Source organism: Duganella sp. AC917 (assembly GCF_979258245.1).
In genome coordinates this window covers 5,767,849-5,791,376 of sequence record NZ_OZ409848.1, presented here as the reverse complement: position 1 = coordinate 5,791,376, position 23,528 = coordinate 5,767,849, and the positions used below count along the sequence as shown (strand labels likewise).

The window sequence follows — 23,528 nt, the reverse complement described above, 5'->3', positions numbered from 1 at the left end:
GATGTTGACAAGAATATTATCATTTCTCATAGGAAATGACCAATATAAATTACTAGACGGCCAATAAATGATTAATCGCAGCAACTAAACAGCGCCCGCGCCGCGGTTCAGCGCTCGACGAGGTCGAAGTCGCCCTGGGCGTAGCGGGCGCCCTGCACGCTCGCCGCGCTGAAGATGGCCTCGATGGCGTCCACGTCCGCTGGTTCGAGCGCCACGTCGGCGGCGGCCGCGTTCTCCTCGAGGTGGGCGATACCGCGCGCGCCGGGGATCGGCACGATCCGCTCGTCCCGGCCCAGCAGCCAGGCCAGCGCCAGTTGCGCCATCGTGACGCCGCGGCCGGCGGCCAGTTGCGACAGCCGGCCGATCAGCGCCAGGTTGCCGCGCAGGGCGGCCTCCTGGAAGCGCGGCAAGGTGCGGCGGAAATCGTCCGGCGCCAGCGCGTCGGTCGAGGTCAGCGCGCCGGTCAGGAAACCCCGGCCCAGAGGACTGTACGGCACGAAGCCGATGCCCAGCTCGCGGCACACGGGCAGCACGTGGCGCTCGGGGTCGCGGCTCCACAGCGAGTATTCGCTTTGCACGGCGGCGATCGGGTGCACCGCGTGGGCCCGTCGCACTGTCCCGGCCGACACTTCCGACAGCCCGAGGTGGCGCACCTTGCCTTCCTTGACCAGGTCGGCCATCGCGCCGACCACGTCCTCGACCGGTACCGACGGATCGGGGCGGTGCTGGTACAGCAGGTCGATCGCCTCGACGCCGAGCCGCCGCAGCGAGCCGGTCACCGCCTCGCGGACATGTTCGGGCCGGCTGTCGACGCCGGCCATGCGCTCCAGTCCCTGGCCGTGCGGCAGGATGCGGAAGCCGAACTTGGTGGCGATTTGCACCCGGTTGCGCACGCCGCGCAGCGCCTTGCCGACCAGCTCCTCGTTGACGTAGGGGCCGTAGACCTCGGCCGTGTCGAAGAAGGTGACGCCAAGGTCGACGGCACGTTCGATGGTGCGGGCCGAGACCGCGTCGTCGCCGCCGCCATAGGCGAAGCTCATGCCCATGCAACCCAGACCGATGGCCGAGACCTGCAAGCCGCCGTTGCCTAATTTCCGCTGTTTCATCATTTCCCTTCGTCGTTGAATAATAGAAAAGATGATATGTTTGCCTTACAATCAATACAATCAGCGGAAATCCACTTGTACCACTGAACAAATTTCATTAATCACGGAACTCCGTCCTGATGCGCCACGACCTCAACGAACTTGAAGTATTCATCGCCGTGGCGCGCCACCGCAGCTTTCGCAAGGCGGCGGAGGAAAGAAACGTCACCGCCTCGTCGCTGAGCCACACCATGCGGGCGCTGGAGGCGCGGCTGGGCATCCGCCTGCTGAACCGCACCACCCGCAGTGTCGAGCCGACCGAGGCCGGCAAGCACTTGTACGCGCGCGTGAGCGGCGTGATCGCCGACCTGGACCAGGCGCTCGACGAGGTCAACGGCTTTCGCGACACAATCCAGGGCGCGCTGCGGCTCAACGTGCCGCGCCCGGCGGCGCGCCTGCTGCTCGCGCCCCTGCTCGGCGGCTTTTTGAAGGTCCATCCCAACGTCACGATCGAGGTCGTCACCGACGACCAGCTGGTCGACATCGTCGCCGGGGGCTACGATGCCGGCGTGCGCTTCGGCGAGAGCCTGGCACTGGACATGGTCGCCGTCCCCATCGGCGCGCCGCTGCGCTTCGCCGTGGTAGCCTCGCCCGAATACCTGGCCGTGCATGGGCGCCCCGGCGCTCCGCTCGACCTGCGCGGCTTGCCGTGCATCGGGCGCCGCTTTCCCAGCGGCGTGGTTTATGCCTGGGAGTTCGCGCGCGACGGCGAAAACGTCGCTGTCGGCGTCGACGGTCCGCTGGTGCTCGACGACGACGAGATGATGGTCGACGCGGCCCGCGCCGGCGTCGGCATCGCGTTCGTCCACGAGTACTACGCCCTGGAGCACACCCGCCAGGGCACGCTGGTGCGGCTGCTGGACGCGTGGTGCCCGGCCATGCCGGGCTTCCACCTGTACTACCCCAGCCGCAGGCACATGTCGGCCGCATTGCGCAGCTTTGTCGACTGGTGCGTCAAGCACCGCCAGGACCAGGCGGCCGGCGCGGATGTGAAAAAGCCCCGTCTCGACGGGGCTTCGAAGTGGCGGTGAAACGAATGCTTAGACGTTGAACAGGAAGTTCAGCACGTCGCCATCCTTGACCACGTATTCCTTGCCCTCGGCGCGCATCTTGCCCGCCTCCTTGGCACCGCCCTCGCCCTTGTACTGGATGTAGTCGTCGTAGGCGATGGTTTGCGCGCGGATGAAGCCGCGTTCGAAGTCGGTGTGGATGACCCCGGCCGCCTGCGGCGCGGTGTCGCCGATGTGGATGGTCCAGGCGCGCACTTCCTTGACGCCGGCCGTGAAATAGGTCTGCAGGCCCAGCAGGTTGTAGGCGGCGCGGATCAGGCGGTCCAGCCCCGGCTCTTCCATGCCCATGTCGTTCAGGAATTCGGTCTTGTCGGCGTCTTCCAGGTCGGCGATCTCCGCTTCGATCGAGGCGCAGATGGCAACGATCGGCGCGTTTTGCGTGGCGGCGTAGGCGGTCAGCTGGTCGAGCAGCGGATTGTTCTTGAAGCCGGTGTCGGACACGTTGGCGACATACATGGCCGGTTTGGCGGTGATCAGGCACAGCGGCTTGATCAGGGCCATCTCATCGGCGTCCAGGCCCATGGCGCGCACCGGCTTGGCTTCGTTCAGGTGCGGCACGATGCGCTCCATGATGGCCAGCAGCTTGGCCGCGTCCTTGTCGCCCGAGCGCGCTTTCTTGTTTTCGCGGTGGATGGCTTTTTCCACGGTGCCCAGGTCGGCCAGCGCCAGCTCGGTCTGGATGACTTCGATATCGTCCAGCGGGCTGACCTTGCCGGACACGTGGATCACATTGTCGTCCTCGAAGCAGCGCACGACGTTGACGATGGCGTCGGTTTCGCGGATGTGCGACAGGAACTGGTTGCCCAGGCCCTCACCCTGCGAGGCGCCAGCCACCAAGCCGGCGATGTCGACGAATTCGACGATGGCGTTGACCATGCGCTCTGGCTTGACGATCGCGGCCAGCGCGGCCATGCGCGGATCCGGCACCTCGACCACGCCGACGTTGGGCTCGATGGTGCAGAACGGATAGTTTTCAGCCGGGATGCCGGCTTTGGTCAGGGCGTTGAAGAGGGTGGACTTGCCGACGTTGGGCAGGCCGACGATGCCGCATTGGAGACTCATGGAAAACCTTTAATAATCAAATGTTGCCGGCAAGCGGCTGGTGAAAAACGGCCGACTCGGGCGTTTTTGAATATTCCTGCTATTTAAAGCGTTCAAGGATCAATTGTACCTCCCCCGCCGCCAGTCTTCAAAAAAACCCGGCCGTCGGCCATGCCGATCATGCATTCAGGAACAATTGCTTACATTTGATACGAAATCTGCGTCACCGCGATGCGCCTGCCGCGCGTTAATTGCTTGTAATCATACAAGCCACTCAACACATAAAAGGTAGAAAAATGAACAACACATCCAATTCCAAGCTGCATCCGATGATCATGGCCGCCGCAGCCGCCGTTGTGCTGGTCAGTGGCGTGGGCGTTGCCGCCATCATGGGCTGGCTGCCTTCGTCGAATTCACACAATCAGGATCCGGCGCTGGCGCCCAACGGCCAGCCGCTGGTCGAACAATCGGCACCAGCCGCGCCGGGCCGCGACCAGGTGCGTGAACCGGTGCGTGAACAAGTCCGCGAACCCGTCCGCGAGCCAGTGCGCGACGTTGTGCGCGACAAGCCGGTCGTCAAGCACACGCCGGTCAAGAGCGCGCCTGCGGTCTGTAACAACTGCGGCGTGGTCGAAGCCGTCAACGAAATCGAAACCCGCGCCGAAGGCAGCGGCGTCGGCGCGGTCGGCGGCGCGCTGGTCGGCGGCCTGCTGGGTAACCAGGTCGGCGGCGGCAACGGCCGCAAACTGGCCACCGTGGCCGGCGCCATCGGCGGCGCGGTTGCCGGCAACCAGATCGAGGGCCGCGTCAAAGCCAACAAGAGCTATGACATCGTGGTGCGCATGAACGATGGTTCGGTACGCAAGTTCCACCAGACCGAGCAGCCATCGTGGCACCAGGGCGACGACGTGCGCGTGGTCGACGGCGGCCTGCGTTCGAACTAATCTGCTGGGCGGGATGGCAATGTCCCGGTCAATTGTTTAGTGCTAGACTTCCTGGAGAACAATTGCCCACGTCAAGATAAGCCGCCTGATGGGCGGCTTATCTGCTTACCAGGAAATGTCCATGCCCCACACTCGCTGCCGCGCTTCGCTGCGGACTTCGGTACTGATCACCACCCTCCTTTTTACCGGCGTCGGCATGTTGCCCGCTCAAGCCGCACAGACTTCCACAGCCCGGGCCGGCCAGGCGCAGCAACAGCTGGCCAAGCTGGCGGCCGCGTTCCACACGGCGCGCTGCAAATTCGATCCGCTGCTGTTTGCCACCGCCAACGGCGACAGCCGCTACAACGATCAAATCGGCCTGGCCATCTCCCCGTCGGTGCGCGCCGCCCAGTTCACGCTGTACCGCCAGATGCAAAAGCAGTTGATGGCCGTGCGGCGCGACCAGCTCGGCGAGCCGGACCAGCTGACCTACGATTTGCTGTCCTACGAACTCAATAACGCGATGCAGCTGGAGTCCTTCCCGGAACATCTGCTGCCGCTCAACCAGTTCGACAACGTCCCTAGCACCTTGGCCAATTACGCCGACGGCACCGGTTCGCAGCCGCTGGGCACGGTCGCGCAATATCAGGCCTACCTGAGCCGCCTAAAGCAGTTGCCGGGCTGGATAGACCAGGCCATCGTCAACATGAAGCAGGGCATCCGTGCCGGCATCGTGCAACCGAAGGCGATCACCGTGGCGATGCTGCCGCAGTTCCAGAACCTGCGCGCGGCCACGCCGGAAACAAGCGTCTACTATTCGCCGATCACGCGCCTGCCGGCGCAGTTCTCCGCCGCCGACAAGCAAAAGCTGACGGCGGCCTACCTGAATACCGTCGACACAAAAATCGCCCCGGCGCTGACCCGCCTGGTGGACTTCCTGCAAAACGAATACCTGCCGGCCAGCCGCGCAAGCACCGGTTGGAGCGCCCTGCCGAACGGCGCGGCGTGGTATGCGGCCCGCATCAAGGACAGCACCAACCTGCCGCTGACGCCGGACGCGGTGCACGCGCTGGGCCTGAAGGAAGTGGCGCGCATCCAGCAGCAGCTGACGGCGCTGGGCCCCAAGCTGGGCTACGACGGCCCGGAAAAGCAACTGCCGCAATGGATGGCCGGGCAACAAAAGTTCAACATCTTCACCACCGACGAGCAGGTGCTCGACGCCTACCGCACGCTGTACGCGACGGTGCAGGCCAAGCTGCCGACCTACTTCAGCCTGATCCCGAAAGGGAAGATGGAATTGCACCTGGAACCGGAGCTGACGCGCGCGACCGCCTCCGACCACTACACGCCGCCGGCGGCGGACGGCTCGCATCCGGGCGTGTTCTGGCCGGTGGTCAACGATCCCAAGCAATACAGCCGGGTCGACATGGTCAGCCTGTTCCTGCACGAGGGCGTGCCGGGCCACCACCTGCATGCCGCGCTGTTGAAAGAGTTGGATCTGCCGGACTTCCGCAAGTTCAGCACCGAAAACCCCAATAGCGCGGCTTATACAGAAGGCTGGGCCTTGTATTCGGAGACCCTGGGCCGCGAGCTGGGCCTGTACGACGATCCGGTTGCCTATTACGGCCACTTGAACGCGGAGATGCTGCGCGCCGCGCGCCTGGTGGTCGACACCGGCATGCACGCCAAGGGCTGGAGCCGGGAACAGGCGATCGCCTATCTGGCCGACACGCTTGGATGGAGCGAGGCGCGCGCGAAAAACCAGATCGAGCGCTACATGGTGTGGCCGGCGCAGGCGCTGAGCTACAAGATCGGCTCGCTGAAAATCCTGGAGCTGCGCGCGCGGGCGCAGGCGGCGCTGGGCGACAAGTTCAGCTACCAGAAATTCCACCAGGTGGTGATCGGCGACGGCACCTTGCCGTTGCCGATTTTGGAGGCGCGCGTCGACAAATGGATCTCGGCCAGCAAATAGCCGCGAGTTTTACGACCGCTTACTTTGCGAGCACGTTGAGCACCGCCAAGGTCATCGCCTGCGCCGCCGTCTTGATCGACGGCTCCGGCACCGGCGCGTAGTACGGCGAGTGGTTGAAGGCGATCGGCTTGCCGCCCGGCTTGTCCGCCTCGGCCACCGCCTTCGGATCGTAGACGCCGGTGAAGAAGAACATCGACGGAATGCCTTCGTTGGCGTACACCGAGAAATCCTCGCTGGCGGTCATGGCCGGCATGCGCGCAACATTGGCGTCGCCGAAGGCTTGCTTAAGCACGCCCTCGGTGCGGGTGACCAGCGCGTCGTTGTTAACGATGGCCGCGCCGCCGGTGATCAGCTCGACATCGGGCGCCGGCGCGTCCGCCATCGCGGCCGACGCGTTGGCGATGCGGCGCACGCCGGCCAGGATCTTGGCGCGCACGGCCGGGTTGTAGGTGCGGATGGTGCCGCGCACCTTGACCGAGTCCGGAATGATGTTGCCGACGCTGCCGCCGTTGATGGCGCCGATCGTCACGACGCCAAATTCCTTCGGATCTTTTTCGCGGCTGATAACGGTTTGCACGTCGACCACGAAGCGGGCGGCGATGGTGATCGGGTCGAGCGCCTTGTCCGGCGCCGAGCCGTGGCCGCCACGCCCCTTGAAGGTGATTTCGATAGCGTCCGAATTCGACGAGACCGGACCACTGTTATAGCCGATGGTGCCGTAGGCCAGCGGCCACGAGTGCAGCGCGAACGCGTAGTCCGGTTTCGGGAAGCGCTTGAACAGGCCGTCGTCGAGCATGGCCTTGGCGCCGGCGACGATTTCCTCGGCCGGCTGGCCGATGAACATCAGCGTGCCCTTCCATTGAGCTTTCATCGCCACCAGGGTGCGCGCCGCGCCCAGCCAGGCGGTCATGTGAACGTCATGGCCGCAGCTGTGGGCGACCATCGTATCCTTGCCGTCGAGCGTGGCGTGGGCCTTGCTGGAATAAGGAAAGCCGGATTTTTCCTCCATCGGCAGGCCGTCCATCTCGGTGCGCACCAGCACGGTCGGGCCGGCGCCGTTTTTATAGATCGCGACGATGCCGGTCTTGCCGACCTTCTCGGTGACGTCGAAACCGATGGCGCGCATCTCGGCGGCCAGCTTGGCGGCCGTGCGCACTTCCTGGAAGGCCACCTCCGGATGCGCGTGCAGATCCTTGTAGATCACATCGAGCTTGGGATACATGCCGTCGATCTGTTTGGCGACGGCGCCGCTGTCCTGTGCCTGCGCCGGCGTCTGAGCAACGGCAAACAATAAAGATGTTACGAGTGCGGCGATCGGCAAGCGCTTCATTGATGGCATCCTTAGTCTAGGAGAAATAGTTCCCTCAGCATACCATCGACACGGCGGCTTCAGACAGTATGTAGTTTCATCGTGGCGGCCTCGAACTTGCCTTCGACAATCAGCGGCATCACCTGCAGCGATTTCTCGATGGACTGCTCGATCAGGTCCTGGTCTTCGCGGCGCGGCCGGTGCAGCACGAAGTCGGCCACCTGCTGCTGCAGGCTGAGCGTGCGCGGATGGCCGATGCCGAGGCGCAGCCGCCAGTAATCCTGCGTGCCCAGCGCGGCGGTGATGTCCTTGAGGCCGTTGTGGCCGCCCGACGAGCCGCCCTTCTTCAGGCGCGCGATGCCGGGCATCAAATCGAGCTCGTCGTGCACCACCAGCACTTCGTCCGGGTTGATCTTGAAGAAGCGGCACAGGCCGCCGACCGATTGGCCGGAGCGGTTCATATACGTCTGGGGTTCCAGCAGATACACCTCGTGGCCGGCGACCGAGGCCTTGGCCATCATCGCGTTGTACTTGGTCTCGCGCTGCAGGCGCGCGCCGACGTCGTTGGCGAGGTTGTCGACCAGCCAGAAGCCGGCGTTGTGGCGGGTTTGTTCGTATTCGGCGCCGGGATTGCCGAGGCCGACGATGAGACGTATGGGCATGGGATGCTCAATTAAATAAACGATATTATCGGTCAAACGAAAAAAAACCCCCGACGGCCTTGGGCTAGCGGGGGTCCTTCATTGCCGCCGCATCGCTGCGGCGTTCAATATTACTTCTTGGCTTTAGCGGCTGGCTTGGCATCGGCTGCTGGAGCGGCTTCAGCGGCATCAGCTTCGGCCGACACGTGACCTGGCGGCACCGAAGCGGTGGCGATGGTCAGGTTGGTGCCGGCTGCAACAGCGGTAACGCCTGCTGGCAGGGTCAGTTCGTCGATGTGCAGCGAGGTGCCGACGTCGATGTTGGTCAGGTCGACGGTGATGAACTCTGGCAGGTCTTTTGGCAGGCACGACACTTCGATTTCGTTGGCGACGTGGCTGATGGTCGCGCCGTGCAGTTTGACTGCTGGCGAAACGTCGGCGTTGGCGAAGTGCAAAGCGACTTTCATGTGCACTTTCTTGCCTGCGTCGACGCGCTGGAAGTCAGCGTGCAGAACCAGTTGCTTGAACGCGTGGACTTGGAAGTCGCGCAGCAGCACTTGCTGGGTCTTGCCGTCGATTTCCAGATCCAGGATCGACGAGTGGAAGGCTTCTTTTTTCAGCGCGTGGTACAGCGCGTTGTGGTCCAGCGAGATGGTCACTGGCGCTTCGGTACCGCCGTAGATGATGCCTGGGGTTTGGCCCGAATTGCGCAGGCGGCGGCTCGCTCCGGAACCTTGCAATTCGCGTTTGAATGCAACAACTTTCATGTGTAACTCCAAAAATAACAAGGCTCGCGCCTCGTGTTATGAAGCCCCCGCGACCAGGGTGCTTCGAAAATGAGCTGACTGCGCTCATGAAACCGGGAAGTACAACGGCGCGCGAGGCATATTTGCCGCGCGCGCCGCTAAAAATAGTAGCGTCGTTTATCTTTAATCGATAAACAGGGAGATCACCGAATCGCCCTTGATGATGCGTTTGAACGTCTCTGCCAGCAATGGCGCACAGGTCAGCTGACGAATCTTGCCGCAGGCGCGGGCCGCGTCGGACAGCGGAATCGTGTCGGTTACGACCAGCTCGTCCAGCGACGAATTGGCGATGCGCTCGATGGCCGGGCCGGACAGGACCGCGTGGGTGCAATAGGCCACGACCTTGGTGGCGCCGCGCTCTTTCAGCACTTCAGCCGCCTTGACCAAGGTACCGGCGGTATCGACCATGTCATCCATGATGACGCAATTGCGGCCTTCGACTTCACCGATGATGTTCATCACTTCGGAAACGTTGGCTTTCGGACGACGTTTGTCGATGATGGCCAGGTCGCAGCCCAGGCGTTTCGCCAGCGCGCGTGCACGAACCACACCGCCGACGTCCGGCGACACCACCAGCAGGTCCTGGTAGTTCTTCTTCTGCAGATCGCTCAGCAGAATTGGCGAAGCATAAATGTTATCGACCGGGATATCGAAGAAGCCCTGGATCTGGTCCGCGTGCAGGTCCATGATCAGGACGCGTTCGACGCCGGCGCTTTCCAGCATGTTGGCCACCACTTTGGCCGAGATCGCAACGCGCGCCGAACGCGGGCGGCGGTCTTGACGGGCGTAACCGAAATAAGGGATGGCGGCGGTGATGCGGCCTGCCGATGCGCGTTTCAACGCGTCGACCATCAGGATCAACTCCATCAGGCTGTCGTTGGTTGGTGCGCAAGTCGATTGCAGAACGAAAACGTCTTTACCGCGAACGTTCTCGTTAATCTCGACCATCACTTCGCCGTCCGAGAATTTCGAAACGTTTGCCTTGCCGAGTGGAATGCCGAGATTTTTTGCGACTCCTTCTGCCAACGCAGGATTAGCGTTGCCGGTAAAAACCATCAGGTTTTCGTAAGCCATGGGAGTCCCAGAGATAGTCGATGAAATTTTTGATGTCGCCAGCGGAAGCCGCGTGGCGCTGTACTAGAATGATCCGCGCCGGGCGCGGACATTGATGCTTGCCTTGGCCGGAGACTAGTGCCTCGACGGTGTCGCAAGGAAAACGAATGGCAGGGGAACAAGGATTCGAACCTTGGTATGCTGGAATCAAAATCCAGTGCCTTAACCAGCTTGGCGATTCCCCTACGCAACTGACTGCTTGTCGCTACAACGGCGAGTATTTTATCGCCAATTTCACGCTAAGCCAAATCTTTTTTTTACCCGTCTACAACATTTGAGTGAGTGGATGCTGCATCAGCGCTTTGGCCTTCCATGCTTTCCACTTGGCGGGTACTTGTTGAAGTACCGCGTCGGCGTCTGCCTGGGTTGCCACTGCACAAAATACACAAGCACCGGAACCAGTCATCCTGGCATCACCGTGAGCACTGAGCCATTCTATCGCCTCTGCTACCGGCGGGAACAAACTCGTTGCCACTTGCTGTAAATCGTTCTTTCCGTACCCCTTCAAATCAGTTTGATTTTCGTGGTAGCTGGAAAAGTCCGTTATTATGACGGCCGGGGTATTCCTTGTCAATTGTTCTGAGCAAAAAATTGCCGCGGTCGGTACCGCCACCCCTGGTTCGATGACGACATACCAACAATCAGGCGCTTTCACCGGTTGCAGCGCCTCGCCCACGCCCTCGGCAAACGCGGTTTCGCCAAAAATGAAGAACGGGATGTCCGCGCCCAGCGGCAGGCCCAACGCCATCAACTCCTCCTTGGTTAGACCGGCGCCCCACAAATAGTTCAATACCATCAAGGTGGTGGCCGCGTCCGACGACCCGCCGCCCAGGCCGCCGCCCATCGGCAGCACCTTGTCGATGGCGATATCGACGCCGCGCGGCAAGCCGCCAGTGCGGCGCAGCACTTCGGCCTGCAACAGCCGGGCGGCGCGGATGATCAGGTCGCCCTCCTCCGGCACCCCTTCGATCGCGGTCACGCGGCGCAAGGCGTCGTCGTCGCGCAAGGTGAAATGCAGGGTGTCGCCATGGTCGACCAGCTGGAAGACCGTCTGCAGCAGGTGGTAGCCGTCGGCGCGGCGGCCATTGACGTGCAGGAACAGATTCAGTTTGGCCGGAGCCGGGCAATTCTTCAGACTGGTCATCGGGATTGGTGATCGGTGTTAACGGGCCGCGTTATTGTGCGGCGGGGTCGATGACGATGCGGATCGACATGTCGTCGACCTGCTGGCCCAGCGCGATGCGGGTGACGTCGATGCGTTTCGGCTGCGGCACGGCGGCCGCGTCATCCTGCCAGGACACGTAGTCGAGCTTCCAGCCGTCGCGGGTCACCACCGTGTCGCTGGCCGGCGAGGCGGTGAAGCGGCTGCCGTCGGCGGCGACCGCGTGGCCCTGCAGCCAGTCGCGCAGGCCGGAGACAGGCAAGGTCCAGCCCAGGGTTTGCCGGGTCAGGCTGTCGAGGTCGGAGGCGGTCCGGGTCGGCTCGCCGCTGCGCTTCAACGTCGCCGAGGTCGGCGTGACGTTGATGACGGCCACAGTCTGTCCGGTCGGCGAGATCAGGTTGACGTCGGTGTTGGCGGCCGTTTGCCGCCACGTGAACTTGCCGCTCAGCGACTCCTGCTTGCCGTCCCGGCTGTAATTGATGGCGATGCGGCCGGCCAGGTCGAGCGTGTCGCGATACGGCGCGACAGCGGTGGTCGAGCGTGGCGCGGAGGTCGTGGCGCAGCCGGCCAGAACGGCCAGCGCGCCGGCCAGTGCCAGCGCAGCCGCAGGACGGCGGAAAATGGAAATCGTCATCAGTGGTATTGGTTAAGGTTGAAATGCCGGGTTTGAATGGCAGAGTTTAATCACAGCTTTTGGTTCAGGCGCGCCAGCGTGTTCTTCAACGCATCGTTTTTCGGGTCTTTGGCCTGGGCTTCCAGCCAGATCTTTTGCGCGCCGCTGGTGTCGCCCTTGGCAAACAGCACTTCGCCCAGGTGCACGGCGATCTCCGGGTCGGCGCGCAGCGCGTAGGCCCGGCGCAGCAGCGACTCGGCCTCGTCCAGCTTACCCATGCGGAATTGTACCCAGCCCATGCTGTCCATGATGAACGGATCGCCCGGCGCCATCTTCATCGCCTGGTCGATCAAGGCGTAGGCTTCCGGCAGGCGTTCGTTGCGCTCGGCCAGCGAGTAGCCCAGCGCGTTGTAGGCGTGCTGGTTGTCCGGCGCGGCGATCATCACCTGGCGCAGCGCTTTTTCCATCAGCTCGACGTTGCCGAGCTTTTCCGCCACCAGGGCAAAGTCATACAGCAGGTCCGGATTGTCGGGATAGCGCTTGATGGCGTTCTCCAGCACCGTGTAGGCGGCGCGGGTGTCGCCGGCGTCGCGCAACAACTGGGCGTCGGTCTGGAAGATCTGCGCCTGGTCGGCGGGGTCGGCCGGGGTCAGGGCGGCCAGCTGCTTGCGGGCGCCGTCGACATCGCCCTTGCGCGCGGTCAGCGTCGCCATTTTCATGCGCGCGTTCAGGTACAGCTTGGGATCGTCGCCTTCGATTTTCTCCAGCCACTTGTAGGCGGCGTCGAAGTCGCCGCGTTGCTCGGCGATCTGCGACAGGATGAACAGCACCTTGGACGGGTCGCGCTCGTCGTCCGGATGGTCGTCCATGACGGTGATGAACCGCGTGAAATACTTTTCCGCCTCGGGCAGATCGTTGGTCTGCATCGCCATCACACCCAGCGCGTACAAGGTGGCGATGTTGTCGGGCTGGTCCTTCAGCAAGGTCAGGAATTGCTGCCGGGCCGGCTCGAGCTGCTTGGAATCGACCAGGATGCGGGCGTAGGCGGCACGCACCTCGCGCGCCTTCGGATATTTCTCCAGGAAGTCGGTCAACACCTTGCCGGCGGCGTCGATGTCGCCGGAAACCTGCGCCATCGTCAGCACCGCCAGCTCGGAGTCGGGCTTGATGGCCTGGGCTTTTTCCGCCTCGGCGCGGGCGCGCTCGGTATCGTTGATGGCAAAGGCGCCCTGCGCCAGGATCAGGTGGCTTTCCAGCATATCGTCATACGGCGCCAGTACGCGCTGCTGCATGGCGAAGGAGGCCGCCTTGTCTTTGGCGCGCAGCATGAATTGCTGCATTTGCATCATCGCCATGCCACGCTGGGCCGGCGGGGCGACCTTCAGGCGATGGGCGAAAATCGCTTCGGCCTCGCTCAGATCGTCGTTGACGACGGCAAATCCGAGGAAATACTGGGTTGCCTCGTCGGACTCGGGCGCCAGCTCGCGCCACAGGCGGATCGCCGCCAATGCCTCCTGGCCCTGTTTGGCGGCCAGCGCCATCTCGGCCGCGCGGCGGGCCAGGCGCGGATCGCGGGTCTGCTGGGCCAGCGACAGCATCGTGATATACGCGCCCTGCCATTGCCCCTGCTTGAATTCGAGCTCGGCCTTGGTGATGCGGAACAGCATGTCGCCGGTCAGCGCATTGTTAGGCAGCACTTCCGGGACCGGCGCGGGCGCCTCCACCACTGCGGCGGCGCTGTCGGGGGCGGCAGGGTCGGGGGCGGCACTGGACTCGCCCTCTTTTTGCGGCGCTATGGCGCACGCGGACAGCACGGCAGAGAGGGTTACAATGGCGAAAGCGTTTTTCAAGGGAAGATCCTGGTCAGCAATGGTCGGCAATTTGGCGATGATTCTACGCGCAACACATCGATCGCGTGTTTTGACTAGTGTAACCAAATATTTTGCCCCAGCCAGGTTGCGGCCGCTTTCCACGCCCCGATATTCGACGATTAGCCCTCATTTGACATCCACATGCCAGAATTACCAGAAGTTGAAGTGACCCGGCGCGGCGTCGCGCCCCATATCGAAGGACGCACCGTGCACGACGTGGTACTGCGCCGCGAGGGCCTGCGCTGGCCGTTTCCCGCCCAGCTGCAACAATTGCTGGCCGGGCGCGTGGTGGTGCGCACAGGGCGGCGCGGCAAATACCTGCTGGTCCATTTCGAGCACGGCACGCTGATCATCCACCTGGGCATGTCTGGCCACCTGCGGGTGATGGAAACGGGCATCGAGCCGGAAAAACACGACCATTTCGATCTGGTGGTCGAGGGGCCGCAGGGCAAGCAAGTGCTGCGCATGAAGGACCCGCGCCGCTTCGGCGCCGTGTTGTGGCATGACGATGCCGATGGCCTGCTGGAACACCACGTGCTGCTGCGCGCGCTGGGCGTGGAGCCGCTGGAAACGGGCTTTACCGGCAAATTGTTGTACGATCAGACCCGCCAGCGCAGCGCGCCCGTCAAGCAGGTGCTGCTGGCCGGCGATATCGTCGTTGGCGTCGGCAATATTTACGCCTCGGAAAGTTTATTCCGTGCGGGCATCAATCCGAAGACGCCGGCCAAGCGCATCAGCCTGGCGCGCTACGAGAAACTGGCGCAGGCGATCCGCGAGATCCTGGCCGAGGCCATCATCCAGGGCGGCAGCACCCTGCGCGATTTTATTAGCGTCAACGGCCAGTCGGGTTATTTCCAGCAGACGTATTTCGTCTATGATCGTGCTGGCGTGCCCTGCAAGGTGTGCGCGGCGCCGGTGCGGCAGATCAAGCAGGGGCAGCGGTCCACTTTTTACTGTGTGAACTGCCAGAAGTGAACTCTCAAACAAGGGCGGAAAGCATGATGGCCAGGGATTTCGAGCACTACAGCGCCTGGCGTCAGGGCGTGGTGACGGCGCTGAAAAATTACCAGTCCTGGGTGGCGGCCGCGTCGCTGACCGACGCCGCGACCGACCAGCGCATCGCCCGCACCCTGGCGCGGCTGGCCGACGATAAACTGTCGGTGGCCTTTGTTGCCGAGTTCTCGCGCGGCAAATCCGAGCTGATCAATGCCATTTTCTTTGCCGACTACGGCCAGCGCATCCTGCCGTCGGCGGCCGGCCGCACCACCATGTGTCCGACCGAGCTGATGTACGACCCCAGTTTCGCGCCATCGATCCGCCTGCTGCCGATCGAAACCCGGGCCGACAACCTGTCGACCGGCGATTACCGCGATCAGCCTTCGGCCTGGACCGTGCTGCCGCTGAACCTGGAAGTCGGCGCCGACATGCACGAGGTCTTCAAGCAGGTCAGCATGACGCGCCACGTGCCGGTCGAGGAAGCCAAGCGCTACGGGCTGTACGACGAGGACGATCCCGACATGCCGGTCACGCTCAGCGAGGACGGCAAGGTCGAGATTTCGCTGTGGCGCCACGCCATCATCAACTTTCCGCATCCGCTGCTCAAGCAGGGACTGGTGATCCTCGATACGCCCGGTCTGAACGCCATCGGCACCGAGCCGGAACTGACGCTGAATTTGATTCCGAACGCGCACGCGGTGCTGTTCATCCTGGCCGCCGACACCGGCGTGACCAAGAGCGACATCGAAGTCTGGCGCAACCACATCGGCGCCGGCGCCGGCCGCCTTGTCGTGCTCAACAAGATCGACAGCATGTGGGACGAGCTGCGCAGCCAGGCCGAGGTCGACGTCGAGATCGAACGCCAGCAGGCCAACGTCGCGCACGTGCTGGCGCTCGAGGCGCGCCAGGTGTTTCCCGTCTCAGCGCAAAAGGCGCTGGTGGGCAAGATCACGCAGGACAGCGCCCTGCTCGACCGCAGCCGCCTGCAGGCGCTCGAGACGGCGCTGTTCGACGAGCTGATCCCGGCCAAAAAGGACATCGTACGCCGGCAGTTGAGCGAGGAACTGCGCGCGCTGAGCGTGGCGCAGATGGCCCTGGTCAACGCGCGCTCGCGCGGCATCGTCGAGCAGCTGCACGAGCTCAAAAGCCTGCGCGGCAAGAACCAGACGGTGATTGCCCACATGATGCGCCGCATCGATGTCGAGAAAAAGGAATTCGACACCAGCCTGTTCAAGCTGCAGGCCACGCGCGCCGTGTTCACCCGCCTGTCGACCGAGCTTTACACCAGCATCGGCATGGACATCGTGCGCGACGATATCGACCTGGTGCGCGAGCAAATGCAGCGCAGCCGCTTTTTCACCGGCGTGCGCGAGGCGGTGCGCAACTACTTCGAACGCATCCGCGCCAACCTCGACGCTTCCGAGCGCAAGACGGTCGAGATCAGCGAGATGATGGGCGTGATGTACCGCCGCTTCGCCAGCGAGCACGGCTTGACCCTGGCGCTGCCGATGCCGTTTTCGCTGGCGCCGTACCGCGACGAGATCGCATCGATCGAGGCGATCTACTACAAGCAGTTCGGCACCGCGACCCTGATCACGACCAGCCGCGTGGTGCTGATGGAGAAGTTCTTCGACACCATCGCCTCGCGCGTGCGTGGCTGCTTCAAGTCGGCCAACAACGACGCCGAGGCGTGGCTGAAGGTGATCATGGCACCGCTGGAGGCGCAGATCCGCCAGCACAAGGAGCAGCTCAAGCACCGGCTGGCGTCGATCCAGCGTATCCACGACGCCACCGACAGCCTGGAACAAAAGATCGAGGCGTTCGAAAGCAGCCAGCAACAGCTGGATGCGCAAAAGCTGCGCCTGACCGAACTGGCGGCCGCCATCGGCACCGCCATCAACGCGGAATTCGTGGCGCTCGACGCCGCCGCGTGAATTTTCAAGATCTAATTTAGGAACACAATGAAGGTTGAAGTTGTTGAGAATTTTGCCGATCCGAGTTTTTCATCGGACCTGATCGGCTGGCAGAAACAGCATGGGCGCCACGCGCTGCCATGGCAAAACACCACCGACGCGTATCTGATCTGGCTGTCCGAAATCATGCTGCAGCAGACGCAGGTGTCGGCGGTGCTGGGCTATTACGCGCGTTTCCTGGAGCGCTTTCCGACCTTGCGCGACCTGGCGGCGGCGCCGGTCGAGGATGTCATGGCGCAGTGGAGCGGCCTGGGCTACTACACCCGCGCGCGCAACCTGCACAAGTGCGCGCAGCGCGTGGTGGCCGAGTATGACGGCGTGTTCCCGTCCGACCCGGCATTATTGGCCGAGCTGCCCGGCATCGGCCGCTCGACGGCGGCGGCGATCTCGGCGTTTTCGAGCGGCACGCGCGCGGCCATCATGGACGGCAACGTCAAGCGGGTGTTCGCGCGCGTGTTCGGCATCGACGCCTATCCGGGCGAGCGCCGCACCGAGGAGATGATGTGGCGCCGCGCCGAGGCGCTGTTGCCGGAGCAAGGCATCGAGTCGTACACGCAGGGCTTGATGGACATGGGCGCGACCCTGTGCACGCGCAGCAGCCCGTCGTGCGAACGCTGTCCGATGCAGCCGCGCTGCGTTGCCTTCGCCACCAACCGCACCAAGGATCTGCCGGTGCGCAAGCCGAAGAAAACCTCGCCGGAGAAGCATTCGGTGATGCTCGCGATTATCGACAACGGCCAGGTGCTGCTGGAGCAGCGGCCGCCGACCGGCATCTGGGGCGGCTTGCTGTCGCTGCCGGAGCTTGACGGCCATGTGCTGGCGGAAGACGACGACATCCCGGCGGCCGACGACGACGTGTTGATGCTGGCGGTCGGCAAGTTCGGCGAGATGGAATCGCACGAGCGACTGTCGACGGTCACGCACGTGTTCACGCACTACAAGCTGCACATCGCGCCGTACCGGGTGACGTTGGCGCGGCGCGTGCCGATGGCGGCCGAGGCCGGCCACGTCTGGTACGACGCCGCCAGGCTGGCCGACGCGGCGCTGCCGGCGCCGATCAAGAAGCTGCTGCTGGAGTTGATGGGCGATGCGCGCGATGCGCAGGCGCGGATGTTTTAGGAAAGAAGTTTGAGAAATGCCCATGCGACCGCAGGTGCGGCGAAACATGTTACGACTAACCACCACCGCAAGCGATCACGCTCCTTCAGCAACAGCTTCAATTCCAGCTCCGAGAGCTCCAATTTCAGCTCTCTTTTTGCCTCAGCCGATGCAATGGCAATGCGTGTCTCCATTTGTATCAGTTCCACTTTCGTAGCGAATGTAGCCTGCCTGCGGGCTGCGATGTAGGCCTCTACAGAACTAAAACTTCTTTCCGGATCATAGATTTGATCGCTCATATCCACCTCACGGGAATGTTCGAACGATGGCAAGCACAACGCCTGCGACGGCGACGATGGCCCCAACACTCCAGCGCAGATGCCGATTCCCCATGGCGAGAACTTTACTTTCCAAATCGGCTATTTTGATAGTCAGTCTCAGCTCCGCCGCACCTAATTCCGTGCGCAGTTCGGCCACATTCTCTTTGGTCGCGTAGTTGGACTGAATAACGGCGACGCGCCCCTCGAGGCGCACAGCATCCTCCTTAGTCGCGTAGTGATCGCGCGCAAAAGAAACCTCCGCACTCAGTGTCGCAGCGGCTTTCTCCACCGAAGTAAGGCGCTTATCGATTGGGGTGATTTGCTCGTCCATCACCCATGATCATCCTAACGACGTTGATGATCAAGAGTGTTCGATTGATTCGACTCAAAGCTCGTCGAGCGAGAAAAGACGGCGGTGTTCGCGGATGGCGTAGCGGTCGGTCATGCCGGCGATGTAGTCGGCGATCTTGCGCGCCTGCTTGCCGACGTCGCCCGATTTGTCCTGGTAATCCGGCGGCAGCAAGACGGGCTCGGCCATGAACGATTCGTACAGTTCGCGCACGATGCGGCTGGCCTTCACGCGCATGCGGTTGACCTTGTAGTGGCGGTACAGGTTCTCGCGCAGGAAGCGCTTGAGCTCGGTCGCGTCCTTGCGCATCGGATCGGAGAAACGGATCAGCGGCGGCGCCGCGCGCACATCGTCGATGCTCTTCGGCGCGGCGTCGGCCAGCAAGGCGCCGGAGGTGACGATCAGGTCGTCGGCCAGCGCCGTGATCAGGCGCCGCAACGTTTCGTAGATCGCGCGCCGTCCCGACAACCCCGGGAAGGTCTGCTGCACGTCGCGCCACAGGCGCGCGAAAAAATCGACCTGCTCCAGCTGCTCGATGGTGATCAGGCCCGAGCGCAGGCCGTCGTCGATGTCGTGGCTGTTGTAGGCGATCTCGTCGGCCAGATTGGTCAGCTGCGCCTCCAGCGACGGCTGCGTGCGGTCGATGAAACGCACCGCGACCGGTCCCAACAACCGGGCGTTGGTCAGCGAGCAGTGCTTGAGGATGCCCTCGCGCGTCTCGAACATCAGGTTCAGGCCGTCGTAGGCGCCGTAATGCTCTTCGAGCTCGTCGACCACGCGCAGGCTTTGCAGGTTGTGTTCGAAGCCGCCGTGTTCCTTCATGCATTCGTTGAGCACGTCCTGGCCGACGTGGCCGAACGGCGTGTGGCCGAGGTCGTGCGCCAGCGAGATCGCCTCCACCAGATCCTCGTTCAGGCGCAGGTTGCGCGCCAGCGAGCGGCCCACCTGCGCCACTTCCAGGCTGTGCGTCAGCCGGGTGCGGAACAGGTCGCCCTCGTGGTTGAGGAACACCTGGGTTTTGTATTCGAGCCGGCGGAACGCCGACGAATGGATGATGCGGTCGCGGTCGCGCTGGAACTGGCTGCGCGACGAATGCGCCGTTTCCGGATAGCGGCGGCCGGCGCCGCCCGCTGAATGGGCGGCGTAGGGAGCCAGGTACTCTTCGGGCAGCATCGTCGCCCCCGCCTAGACGCTGGCGGCCAGGGTGGCCATCAGCAGCTCGCGCGGCGCATTGGTGATGCTTGGCGCACCCAGCGGCTTGAGCAGGATGAACTTGATGGCGCCGCCCTCGTTCTTCTTGTCGACCTCCATCAGCTCGAGCCAGCGCTCGGCGCCCAGGTCCGGCGCCTTGACCGGCAGGCCGGCCGCCTCGACCAGCGCGCGCACGCGCGCCACGGTGGCCTCGTCGACCAGTCCCATGCGATGCGACAGGTCGGCCGCCATCACCATGCCGCAGCCGACCGCCTCGCCGTGCAGCCACTGGCCGTAGCCCAGGCCGTTCTCGATCGCGTGGCCGAAGGTGTGGCCGAAGTTGAGGATGGCGCGCAGGCCGCCCTCGCGCTCGTCCTGGCGCACCACGTCGGCCTTGATCTCGCACGAACGGGCGATCGCGTACGCCAGCGCGCCCTTGTCGCGCGCCATCAGCTTGGCGATATTGGCCTCGATCCAGTCGAAGAAGGCGGCGTCGATAATGGCGCCGTGCTTGATCACCTCGGCCAGGCCGGCCGACAGCTCGCGCGCCGGCAGGGTTTCCAGTGTCGACGTGTCGGCGATCACGGCGCGCGGCTGGTAGAACGCGCCGATCATGTTCTTGCCCAGCGGATGGTTGATGCCTGTCTTGCCGCCGACCGACGAATCGACCTGCGACAGCAAGGTGGTCGGCACCTGGATGAAATCGACGCCGCGCATGTAGCTGGCCGCCGCGTAACCGGTCAGGTCGCCGATGACGCCGCCGCCGAGGGCGATCAGGGTGGTCTTGCGGTCGGCCTTGTTGGCCAGCAGCGCATCGAAGATTTGCATCAGGCTCGGCCAGGTCTTGAACTCTTCGCCGTCCGGCAGCACGATAGTCGTTACTTGCTTGCCGGCACTGCGCAGTCCGGCCTCGACACGCTCCAGGTACAGCGGCGCGACGGTGGTGTTGGTGACGATGGCGACCTTGCCGCCGTGGACGTGGCGCGCCAGCAGCGCGCCGTCGGCCAGCAGCGCCGGGCCGATCGAGATCGGGTAGCTGCGCTCGCCCAGGTCGACATTCAACAGGATGGTGGATTCTTCGTTCATCGATGGTTCCGCTTGGGTGACGCAGTTGGGCGCGGCCTCGCAGGCCAGTCTCTCCAACTGGGTCAAAATGGATTGGACCATGGATTGTACGTTAGGTCGGCCGGTATCGATCACCACGTCGGCGATCTCCATATACAGCGGATCGCGCACGGCCATCAATTCCTCGAGCTTTTTGCGCGGGTCGGCGGTTTGCAGCAGCGGCCGGTTCTTGTCGTGCGCGGTGCGCTGCAGGATGCTGTGGACGGTCGTGCGCAGGTAGATGACGGTGCCGCGGGCCTTGAGGAAGGCGCGGCTGTCCGGATCGAGCACGGCGCCGCCGCCGGTGGCCAGCACCAGGTCCTGTTGGCCGGTCAGCTCGCGGATGACCTCGGCCTCGCGCCGGCGAAAGCTCGGCTCACCCTCGATCTCAAAGATCCAGGGGATGGAGGCGCCGGTGCGGGCCTCGATCTCGTGGTCCGAATCCATGAACCGCAGACCCAGTTTGCGGGCCAGAATGCGGCCGATGGTGGTCTTTCCTGCCCCCATCAGCCCGACTAGAAACACATTTTGCATGCACGATCCAACTAAATTGCGGGCGACGTCACCGGCCGGCCCGCACCTTGCTTAGTTGCGGTCACTGCACGATGTCGCCACCCCGTAAGGGCTGACCACGCCTGGTGGCGTAATGTTTTGATCACTGTAATCAGAGCTCAAGCCCATCAAGTGTACCAGAGAGGTGTACGAAGACTCCGTGCCGGAAGATGCCGCGCCGCGAATGGTCAGGTTGACGTCGAGCCAATTGACGAAGTTGCGCGGGTACACCAGCGACACGAGCGCGCGCCCGCTGGCGTCGGTGACCACGTTGGTGGTGACCGTCACCGGAATGCCCGGCTGCAGGCTGCCATTGCCGTTCAAATCCTCGCCCGGATCGAGAATCCCGTTGCTGTTCAGGTCCTCGTTGGCGCAGCTGGCCGTCTGCACCCGTTCCCACGGCCCCTGGGGCGCCTTGTAACTGAGCGCCCCCTTGTAGTAGCGGTCTGGCAACACCGAAGCGGTCAGCTTTACGCCCGGCACGGCGTTGCCGGCCGCGTCGGTGACGATGACGGCGTAGTCGGCCTGGTAGGTGGCGCTGTTCGGCACGCCGATGGTGTTGCCGGTGCCGGCGCTGATGAACAGCGATTTTTGCGCCACGGTCAGGTTGACCGCCGCTGTGGCGCCGGAGCCGCCGATCACCCGGGCCTGGATGCGCACGCCGTCGGTGGCGGTGGCGGTGGTCCCCGCCACAAAGCTGACGGTGGCCGAACCGTCGGCGGCGGTAAGCGCTTCGGACGGCTGCGTCAGCGTGCCGCCGCTCGGATCGGTGATGATGGAGAAGGCCACGATGGCGTTCTTGACCGGGTTGTTCTGCGCCGGACCGTCGCGCACCACGGCGCGCAAGGTGGCCTGCTGGGTGGTGCTGCCGGCCGTGTTGGCGCCGATCACGGCCGGATCGGCCTGCAGCGAGATGGTGGCCGTGGCCGTCAGCGGCGCGACAAATTCCAGTTCGGTCTGGGTGGTCAGGCCGGCCGCGCTGGCGGTCAGCGTGGCGACGCCGGGGCCGGTGGCGTTGAGATACGCCACCGCCGCGCCGCCGCTCAGCGGTAAGGTGCCGGCCAGCGGCGCCGTGCAGGCGGCGTCGCTGTAGACGACGCCGCGCGAGCTGGTGATGGTGACGTTGCCGATCGGGCCGCCGGTGACCGCCACCTGCTGGCAGCCGCCGATGCTGGCCGTGGCCTGCACGTTGCCGCCGGCGTTGAGCGAGCGGATCGCGAACGTCGACGAGTTGATGGTGATGCCGGCCGAGGCCGCCTCCCCCATCGCGCGCACGGTGACCACGTCGGCGCTGCCGCCGCTGGCCGTGTAGCTGAGGATCAGCTGGCCGGCGGAGTTGGTGACCGCCGCGCCGCCGCCCTTGACCACCAGCGTGTTGGCGTTCGAGGCGAACACCACCGGCTTGCCCACCAGCGCGTTGCCGGCCGAATCGACCAGTTTGACGGTGATGTCGTCGCTGGCGCCGACGTTGATGGTGCGCGCGGCGTTGATGGTCAAGCCGTTGCCGGCAACGTTGACGATGGTGGTGACCGGCGCGGCGCCGGCGGCCGTGGCGGTGATCCGGATCGCGCGCGAGGTGGCGTCGGCGCCGGTGCCGAGTTTCTCGGTGACGATGCCCTGGGCGTTGGTGGTGCGGCTGGTCAGCGTCAGACTGCCCGAATCGGCCCGCAGATCGACCGGCACGCCGGGCATGACGGTGTTGTTGGAATCGCGCACCAGCGCCACCACCGTCACCTCGTTGCCGGCGGTGCCGGCCGACGCCAAGGTGCCGGTGTCGGTGGTCAGCGACAAGGTCGGCACGGCGTTGACGACGTCGATCGTGACCGGGCTCGAGGTCCTGCCGCCGGCGCTGGCCGTCACGGTGATCTTGCGCAGCGCGCTGTCGCCCTTGACGCTGAGTTTTTCAACCACCTGGCCGGAGGCGTTGCTCAGCCGGTTGGTGCTGGTCACGGTGCCCGAGCTGGTGGCAAAGCTGACGGTTTCGTTGGCCAGCGCGTTGCCGCCGCCGTCCTTGACGATGGCCGTCAACGTCACCTCGGTGCCGTCCAGGCCGGACGATGCGATGGTGGCCGCATTGGCCGTGAGCACCACGCTGGCCGCCTTCGACGGCGCCACCCCGGCGCTGTTGGCGCCGGGCGAGCCGCCACCGCCGCCGCACGCCGCGAGCACGCCCGCGCACACCACCATCACCAGCCATCCCGTGAATTTTTTCATGACGTGTTCCTATCTTTACCAGAAATAAGTGCATCACTCGAATACGGCTGGCCGGGTCAGCGTGT

Annotated in this window: 20 protein-coding genes and 1 tRNA gene; 6 read left to right on the top strand and 15 right to left on the bottom strand. The window is 64.0% G+C overall.

Annotation, left to right across the window (positions count from 1 at the left end):
* Positions 1 to 107: 107 nt before the first annotated feature.
* Positions 108 to 1,109 carry an aldo/keto reductase gene (locus tag ACZ0BA_RS25380; protein ID WP_463453882.1) on the bottom strand — a complete coding sequence of 334 codons (1,002 nt, stop codon included), beginning with the start codon at positions 1,107 to 1,109 and terminating at the stop codon, positions 108 to 110.
* 116 nt (positions 1,110 to 1,225) lie between these two features.
* Here ACZ0BA_RS25380 and ACZ0BA_RS25375 point away from each other — a divergent pair, with 116 nt between their 5' ends.
* On the top strand, positions 1,226 to 2,176 hold the full coding sequence (locus tag ACZ0BA_RS25375; RefSeq protein ID WP_463453881.1) for a LysR family transcriptional regulator: 951 nt from the start codon (positions 1,226 to 1,228) through the stop codon (positions 2,174 to 2,176).
* Positions 2,177 to 2,185: 9 nt separating this feature from the next.
* Here the strand turns inward: ACZ0BA_RS25375 and ychF are convergent, their stop codons facing one another.
* Entirely contained in the window at positions 2,186 to 3,277 is a 1,092-nt protein-coding gene (ychF, locus tag ACZ0BA_RS25370; RefSeq protein WP_463453880.1) for a redox-regulated ATPase YchF, read from the bottom strand.
* Between the two features lie 275 nt (positions 3,278 to 3,552).
* Between ychF and ACZ0BA_RS25365 the strand changes: the two genes are divergently transcribed.
* Both ACZ0BA_RS25365 and ACZ0BA_RS25360 read left to right on the top strand, forming a co-directional pair.
* Entirely contained in the window at positions 3,553 to 4,200 is a 648-nt protein-coding gene (locus ACZ0BA_RS25365; protein WP_463453879.1) for a glycine zipper 2TM domain-containing protein, read from the top strand.
* Positions 4,201 to 4,321: 121 nt separating this feature from the next.
* Positions 4,322 to 6,151, top strand: a complete 1,830-nt coding sequence (locus tag ACZ0BA_RS25360) for a DUF885 domain-containing protein (RefSeq protein WP_463453878.1) — start codon at positions 4,322 to 4,324, stop codon at positions 6,149 to 6,151.
* 19 nt (positions 6,152 to 6,170) lie between these two features.
* On the opposite strand, the gene ACZ0BA_RS25355 is transcribed toward ACZ0BA_RS25360, so the two are convergent.
* The 8 genes from ACZ0BA_RS25355 to ACZ0BA_RS25320 all read right to left on the bottom strand — a co-directional run bounded on the left by ACZ0BA_RS25355 (position 6,171) and on the right by ACZ0BA_RS25320 (position 13,645).
* Entirely contained in the window at positions 6,171 to 7,481 is a 1,311-nt protein-coding gene (locus ACZ0BA_RS25355) for an amidohydrolase (protein WP_463453877.1), read from the bottom strand.
* Positions 7,482 to 7,540: 59 nt separating this feature from the next.
* Positions 7,541 to 8,122, bottom strand: a complete 582-nt coding sequence (gene pth / locus ACZ0BA_RS25350; RefSeq protein WP_463453876.1) for an aminoacyl-tRNA hydrolase — start codon at positions 8,120 to 8,122, stop codon at positions 7,541 to 7,543.
* Positions 8,123 to 8,232: 110 nt separating this feature from the next.
* A complete protein-coding gene (locus ACZ0BA_RS25345) occupies positions 8,233 to 8,868 on the bottom strand; it encodes a 50S ribosomal protein L25/general stress protein Ctc (RefSeq protein WP_463453875.1) in 636 nt (211 codons plus the stop codon).
* 162 nt (positions 8,869 to 9,030) lie between these two features.
* Positions 9,031 to 9,981, bottom strand: a complete 951-nt coding sequence (locus tag ACZ0BA_RS25340; RefSeq protein ID WP_090326037.1) for a ribose-phosphate pyrophosphokinase — start codon at positions 9,979 to 9,981, stop codon at positions 9,031 to 9,033.
* Between the two features lie 147 nt (positions 9,982 to 10,128).
* Positions 10,129 to 10,205: transfer RNA gene (locus ACZ0BA_RS25335), tRNA-Gln, on the bottom strand.
* Between the two features lie 80 nt (positions 10,206 to 10,285).
* The gene (gene ispE / locus ACZ0BA_RS25330; protein ID WP_463453874.1) at positions 10,286 to 11,164 is read right to left on the bottom strand and encodes a 4-(cytidine 5'-diphospho)-2-C-methyl-D-erythritol kinase; all 879 of its coding nucleotides are present in this window, start codon (positions 11,162 to 11,164) and stop codon (positions 10,286 to 10,288) included.
* A gap of 31 nt (positions 11,165 to 11,195) precedes the next feature.
* A complete protein-coding gene (locus ACZ0BA_RS25325; protein WP_463453873.1) occupies positions 11,196 to 11,816 on the bottom strand; it encodes an outer membrane lipoprotein LolB in 621 nt (206 codons plus the stop codon).
* Positions 11,817 to 11,866: 50 nt separating this feature from the next.
* Positions 11,867 to 13,645, bottom strand: a complete 1,779-nt coding sequence (locus ACZ0BA_RS25320) for a tetratricopeptide repeat protein (protein WP_463453872.1) — start codon at positions 13,643 to 13,645, stop codon at positions 11,867 to 11,869.
* A 162-nt stretch (positions 13,646 to 13,807) separates the two neighbouring features.
* Between ACZ0BA_RS25320 and mutM the strand changes: the two genes are divergently transcribed.
* The 3 genes from mutM to mutY are packed head-to-tail and all read left to right on the top strand — an operon-like array spanning position 13,808 to position 17,754.
* Complete coding sequence (gene mutM / locus ACZ0BA_RS25315) at positions 13,808 to 14,641, top strand: bifunctional DNA-formamidopyrimidine glycosylase/DNA-(apurinic or apyrimidinic site) lyase (RefSeq protein ID WP_463453871.1); 834 nt, start codon at positions 13,808 to 13,810, stop codon at positions 14,639 to 14,641.
* A gap of 26 nt (positions 14,642 to 14,667) precedes the next feature.
* Positions 14,668 to 16,596 (top strand): dynamin family protein, encoded by a 1,929-nt coding sequence (locus ACZ0BA_RS25310; RefSeq protein ID WP_463454827.1) that lies wholly within the window; start codon positions 14,668 to 14,670, stop codon positions 16,594 to 16,596.
* Positions 16,597 to 16,623: 27 nt separating this feature from the next.
* Positions 16,624 to 17,754 (top strand): A/G-specific adenine glycosylase, encoded by a 1,131-nt coding sequence (mutY, locus tag ACZ0BA_RS25305; RefSeq protein WP_463453870.1) that lies wholly within the window; start codon positions 16,624 to 16,626, stop codon positions 17,752 to 17,754.
* Here the strand turns inward: mutY and ACZ0BA_RS25300 are convergent.
* Genes ACZ0BA_RS25300 through ACZ0BA_RS25280 form a run of 5 tightly spaced genes read right to left on the bottom strand, consistent with a single transcriptional unit; the run spans position 17,751 to position 23,463 of the window.
* Positions 17,751 to 18,032, bottom strand: coding sequence for a hypothetical protein (locus tag ACZ0BA_RS25300; protein ID WP_463453869.1), 282 nt, complete (start codon positions 18,030 to 18,032; stop codon positions 17,751 to 17,753). The two genes, mutY and ACZ0BA_RS25300, sit on opposite strands and share 4 nt — an antisense overlap.
* 7 nt (positions 18,033 to 18,039) lie before the next feature.
* Entirely contained in the window at positions 18,040 to 18,384 is a 345-nt protein-coding gene (locus tag ACZ0BA_RS25295) for a hypothetical protein (RefSeq protein ID WP_463453868.1), read from the bottom strand.
* A gap of 54 nt (positions 18,385 to 18,438) precedes the next feature.
* Complete coding sequence (locus ACZ0BA_RS25290) at positions 18,439 to 19,575, bottom strand: deoxyguanosinetriphosphate triphosphohydrolase (protein ID WP_463453867.1); 1,137 nt, start codon at positions 19,573 to 19,575, stop codon at positions 18,439 to 18,441.
* Positions 19,576 to 19,587: 12 nt separating this feature from the next.
* Positions 19,588 to 21,231 (bottom strand): bifunctional shikimate kinase/3-dehydroquinate synthase AroKB, encoded by a 1,644-nt coding sequence (aroKB, locus tag ACZ0BA_RS25285; RefSeq protein ID WP_463453866.1) that lies wholly within the window; start codon positions 21,229 to 21,231, stop codon positions 19,588 to 19,590.
* A 51-nt stretch (positions 21,232 to 21,282) separates the two neighbouring features.
* Complete coding sequence (locus ACZ0BA_RS25280; RefSeq protein WP_463453865.1) at positions 21,283 to 23,463, bottom strand: beta strand repeat-containing protein; 2,181 nt, start codon at positions 23,461 to 23,463, stop codon at positions 21,283 to 21,285.
* Positions 23,464 to 23,528: the final 65 nt, after the last annotated feature.